We start from the raw sequence: 290 nt of genomic DNA, 5'->3' as shown, positions 1-290 counted from the left end.
TGCCAGGCAAAGTTCTTTTAATACCTCTTCTGCATTCATTCTATTCCTCCTTCAGTTCCTTTAACATTTCTAACGGATCAGGGCTCTGAAATACCAGACGGCCTAAGACTGCTTCATGAACCCCTGCTTCTTCAAGCTCCCGAAGCGTTTCCCTGGTCACGCCTCCATCTGTATACAATTCTACTCCTGCCGGAATATTTCCTGCTAAGCGGATTAAGCGTTCCACTGCTGGTCCATATACTTTTTCTTCTAAATAATCAGGCTCCGATGTCATGAGGAGCAGCTGATCC

Annotated in this window: 1 pseudogene; it reads right to left on the bottom strand. The window is 45.9% G+C overall.

The window, feature by feature from the left end:
* Positions 1-40: 40 nt before the first annotated feature.
* A pseudogene (locus NE473_RS31995) lies at positions 41-290 on the bottom strand (ribulose-phosphate 3-epimerase); the annotation flags it as partial.

This window comes from Hungatella sp. SL.1.14, assembly GCF_024460495.1.
GTDB lineage: Bacteria > Bacillota > Clostridia > Lachnospirales > Lachnospiraceae > Hungatella > Hungatella hathewayi.
The sequence above is the reverse complement of the archived record's forward strand: the minus strand, read 5'-3'. Positions and strand labels throughout refer to the sequence as shown.